The 4,551-nt window shown below is 58.9% G+C and carries 2 protein-coding genes, 1 tRNA gene, 1 rRNA gene and 1 pseudogene; 2 read left to right on the forward strand and 3 right to left on the reverse strand.

The genetic code is table 11. The features are described from left to right. The first annotated feature begins 180 nt into the window (after positions 1 to 180). Both rrf and ACN5AZ_RS18520 read left to right on the forward strand, forming a co-directional pair. Positions 181 to 295 (forward strand): 5S ribosomal RNA (gene rrf, locus ACN5AZ_RS18515). A 108-nt stretch (positions 296 to 403) separates the two neighbouring features. Next, positions 404 to 480: transfer RNA gene (locus ACN5AZ_RS18520), tRNA-Met, on the forward strand. A gap of 133 nt (positions 481 to 613) precedes the next feature. On the opposite strand, the pseudogene ACN5AZ_RS18525 reads toward ACN5AZ_RS18520, so the two are convergent. From ACN5AZ_RS18525 to ACN5AZ_RS18535, 3 genes and pseudogenes are all read right to left on the reverse strand, one after another. Continuing rightward, positions 614 to 1,740: pseudogene (locus ACN5AZ_RS18525) on the reverse strand (IS3 family transposase). A 51-nt stretch (positions 1,741 to 1,791) separates the two neighbouring features. Then, positions 1,792 to 2,823, reverse strand: a complete 1,032-nt coding sequence (locus ACN5AZ_RS18530; RefSeq protein ID WP_419430379.1) for an IS110 family transposase — start codon at positions 2,821 to 2,823, stop codon at positions 1,792 to 1,794. Between the two features lie 548 nt (positions 2,824 to 3,371). Next, on the reverse strand, positions 3,372 to 4,551 hold a 1,180-nt coding region (locus ACN5AZ_RS18535), incomplete at its 5' end, for a hypothetical protein (protein WP_419430380.1).

Consider the following 4,551-nt stretch of genomic DNA (forward strand, 5'->3'; position numbering starts at 1 on the left):
CGGTACTAATGGTCCGATAGGCTTGATTTGATCCAGTAACAGCAAGGTTCCAAACGAACCGTTACCAGATACAAGCATACACACAACGTGTACAAAACCTGGACAACACGCGCCCCGAAAACCGGGGCGCGACGTGATTGATCAGACGTTCCCCCGGGAACGTCTTCTGGATCTTCTCGGTTTGGTGGTCATAGCGAAAGCAAGACACCCAGTCCCATTCCGAACCTGGCCGTTAAGTGCTTCTACGCCAATGGTACTGCGTCTTAAGACGTGGGAGAGTAGGTAACCGCCAAACCTAGTAGATCCAGACAAATCTCTCTAAACGATGCGATACGCGCACTTCCATAAAACAAGAAGTGCTAGACACGTGCTAAACCAATAGGCCAATGCACAATCAAAGTGTCGCGGGATGGAGCAGCCCGGTAGCTCGTCAGGCTCATAACCTGAAGGTCGTAGGTTCAAATCCTACTCCCGCAACCAATAATAGAGAACAGGCCGCCGTATCCAAGAATTACTGTATTGGGACTGGACCTGTGACGCTTTCGTGCCGCTTTGCTCTGCCCCCTGAACACTGGATCGTGGCATGCCCCCATCGAGTGGTCCGGTTTGATTGTTAGTGCATCGTCGGCCTCTGGTCCATTGGCACGGTGCTTTCGGGCGCTGGCGGACGATAGCCCAATGAGCTGTGCGGCCTGATCGTGTTGTAGTGGATGCGCCATTGCTCGATCAGGATTTCGGCCGCCCTCAAGCTGTAGAAGATTTCACCATTCAACAGCTCGTCGCGGAACCTGGCGTTGAAGCTTTCGCAGTATCCGTTTTCCCAGGGTGAGCCCGGTTCGATGTACGCGGTCTTTGCTCCGACAGCGGCGATCCAATCCCGCACCTTTTGGGCGATAAATTCCGGCCCATTGTCGGATCTGATATATTCCGGTTGCCCGCGCAGGATGAACAGGTCGGTTAGTGCATCCAGCACGTCCGTGGAGTTGAGCTTGCGATCGACGCGGATCATGAGCGCCTCCCTGGTGTATTCATCGATAATGTTCAGTGTCCGATAGACCCGGCCATCCGCCGTGCGGTCCTGGACGAAGTCGTAAGACCAGACATGGTTTGGGCGTTCGGGCCGCAAACGGACACAGGAGCCATCGTTCAGCCAGAGCCGTCCCTTTTTCTTCTGCTTTTGCGGAAGCTTCAGCCCTTCGCGCCGCCAAATACGTTCGACCCGCTTGTGGTTCACACACCAGCCCGCGTTGTTGAGTAGACCGGTCACCATCCGATACCCGTAACGCCCGTACTAGTCGGCCAGCGCGATGATGTCGTCGGTCAGACGCTGCTCGTCGACCCGGCCCCGCGGCACCTTGCGCTGCGTAGACCGATGCTGTCCAAGCGTGCGACAGGCCCGACGTTCAGACACGCCAAGTTCCTGCCGAACATGGTCAATGCACTTGCGGCGACGCGAAGGGCTCAGAGGTTTCCCTTTGCAGCCTCGGTCAGAATGAGCTTGTCCAGCGTGAGATCAGAGACCGCCCGCCTGAGCCGTTGGTTCTCCTTCTCAAGCTCTTTCAGCCGAGCGAGCTGCGACCGCTGCATCCCGCCATAAAGCTTACGCCATCGATAAAACGTCTGCTGTGTCACGCCGATCTGACGCACCGCCTCGGCGATCGTCGCGCCTTGTCCCTGCAGAACTTCAACCTGCCGAAGCTTCGATACAATCTCTTCGGGCTTTTCTCGTTTCCCAGCCATCGCTGATCCTCCAATTTGTGGGACAAATCTATCCCAGTTGGTGGACCACTTTCAGGGGGCTACTCCAATTTTGTTGCCCGGGGCCCAACAGAGCCAAGACGTGAAGTGCCTAGTGCTTTGCCAAGCGCGCAGGTCCGTGCCGCATTCAGCCACCAACTTAAGGGCCAGCGATGGTCCAAGCCCGTGGATCTGCGTGAGGTCCGTGCCCAACACCCCGTAAAGTGCGGCACGCACATCGAAGGATGCCGCATTGTGCTGCTTACCTTTGATCCGCGCCTTGGGCAGCGGAGCCAGATCATCGTCAGCTCGGACCGTCAGTGCCCCAACCGCCGCCTCCAGCCTTCGGTCGCACGCCTCGATCTGCGCTTTGTAAAAATCATAAAGCTCAAGCGACTGTGTCAGGGCAAAGACATGCTCCTCACGGTCGTTGCCGACCAGCGCGGCCTTGATCGTCTCTATCGAGGATTTGCAGCGAATATCCCGGAACGCGGCAAGAGCCTCCGGATCACGCTCGCCAGCGACAATGGCACGGATGATCCGCATGCCCGTCGCGCCCGTGATGTCGGAGACGGCATGATGCAGTTGAAGGTTCATCTCCATCAACGCCTTCTGCATGTGTTGGATGTGAGCGGCGGCATACTCGGTGAGCCGTTCCCGTTGCCGTATGTAGGCGCGCAGGGTGGCGATCTCCGCCTCAGGGCGGAAACTGCCGCGGAGCAGGCCGTAGGAATGCAGTTGGCGCAGCCATCCCGCGTCGCTCACATCGGTTTTGCGGCCTGGCACGTTCTTGGCGTAGCGGGCATTCACAAGGATGACCTCGAAGCCATGCGCTTCCATGATCTCGAAGGCCGGGATCCAGTAAACGCCAGTCGATTCCATGGCCACGCTGGTGACATTGCAGGACCGGAACCAGTCGGCAAGGTCGTGCAAATCCTGAGTGAAAGTCCCAAAGGCGCGCACTGGCATAATATCGGCGTCAGGGTTCACAGCCGCCATGTGCATGGTCGAGCCGATGTCGATCGCAGCCGCATTGGGGTTGACCATCTTCAAATCCGGGTGGCCGCCGGTCTTGGACTTTGTCATGGCATCTCCTCCGTTCAATTCGAAGGGCGTGGGCCATGCAAGTTCGTCATCTTCCTAACCGGGATCACCGCGATGGCGGCGTCACCACTCTCAAGTGCGCATCAGCCCATGTGCCACGTTTTTTAACGGGGTCCAGCCCACCAATAAGCCATCGGCAACTGCCCTTCAGTCGCAGCATAGCACAAGCTGTTCCTACCGCGCACAGGCGGGCAACGGCCCGGAACGGTTTTTTAGGATGTCGCGCTCCTCGGTCACGCGGGTCAGTTCTTTCTTGAGCTCTGGACCTCGGCTTCTTGGTCTGTCTGCCTTTGTGGCTTCGAAAACTGAGCCATCCACGTGTACAGCGACTGGTGCTGATCCCCAGCCGTTCAGCCACCTCTTTGATCAAATACCCACGTTCAGTGACCTGGGCCATAGCATTGACCTTGCAAATCATCTGAGTAGCGAATTTGCCGTGACATTGCATCTTCCTTTGCTTCCAAAATTACCAAGCAAAGCGTCTATAAACCTAGGGGTATTTCAGATTGATCGTCTGGGTGAGGCCGCGTTTAAAACGCCGGACCATCGTTGAGGCTAAGCGGATCCTGTGGGATCGTGGCTGTGTTTGGGTCTGTGGTCTGCTTTTCTGGCGCTGTTTCATGCTTGGCCTTCTGCGCGCGGTCGATGTTGTCGTGCGCGTCATGAGGTATCGGCTTTGGGTCCAGTTGCGAGAGCATTTGGGCCTGTCGTTGTGGCGTGAGGGGTGCGGGGTCTGGCCAGAGGCCGAGGCCGTACCGGCTTAGATTGAACTTTGCGCGCCGTGCCCAGGCTTGGGCAAGGCGCTGCGGGGCGTGTTTGATCTCTTGCCAGCGTTTGTCGCGCAACTGGCGGGCCTTCTCGGCAGAGAGAGCGGCGCTTAGGCCTTGCTCGGAGAACAATGCGCCGGTGAGACGAATGCGCGCCGGGGCAGGGGCATCGGGAGGGCCGATGGTGATGTGTCTGTCCGTGTGGCTCAGGATACGCATGCCAAAGTGTGTGCTGCCGACCCTCACAGCGTCAAAGACATCCTTGCGACCGCGTATGAGGCCAAGCTCGTAGCAGCGGAGGAGTTTTGCGGTGAGCTGCTGGCGTATGTCGCGCTTGCTTGTATCCCCAAAGCGCTCGGCGTTGCGCTGACGCTTGAGGTACCAATCGGGGTGCCGGACCAGCTGCTGGCGGAACGGGTCACGGGGGTCCGCCCAGCCGAAGCGGTCATTGACGACATCCTCGAAGGCTTGCCAGTTTGCGCGGTTGTTCCGGCCCGGAGGGTCCGGATTGAAGCTCCGGCGCTTGCCGTCGGGGCGGACGACCCAGCGTGGGAGGAGGACATTGAGCTCCATCCGGCCGAGGTGGGTGTGGGTTGTGATCAGTACCGGGGGGCGATCTGGCTTGGGGACGCCGGCAAAGGCCAGCTCAAGGCAAGTCTCGATCAGCTCGGAGACCTGTTGGCGGGCCACGGGATCGCCTGCGTTGAAGCGCTCGGTGCTGATGTCTTCGGGGGCGAATGACATGACGGCGAAGCGATACTTGTGTTTGCCCGGGGCGATGCGGATGGCTGCGCGGACCATGGCGGGCTCCCCGAGGAGGATTTCTGGGTCCGGGGAGCGGGGGACCTTTTGTGCGGCGCCGTGGCCCTGTTTGGTGACCTCTGGGGCGCACATGTAGGAGACGGCATCCTGGGCGCCATCACCGGTTGGATCGGTGGAATGC

The organism is Sagittula sp. SSi028 (genome assembly GCF_048553715.1).
Taxonomy (GTDB): Bacteria; Pseudomonadota; Alphaproteobacteria; order Rhodobacterales; family Rhodobacteraceae; genus Sagittula.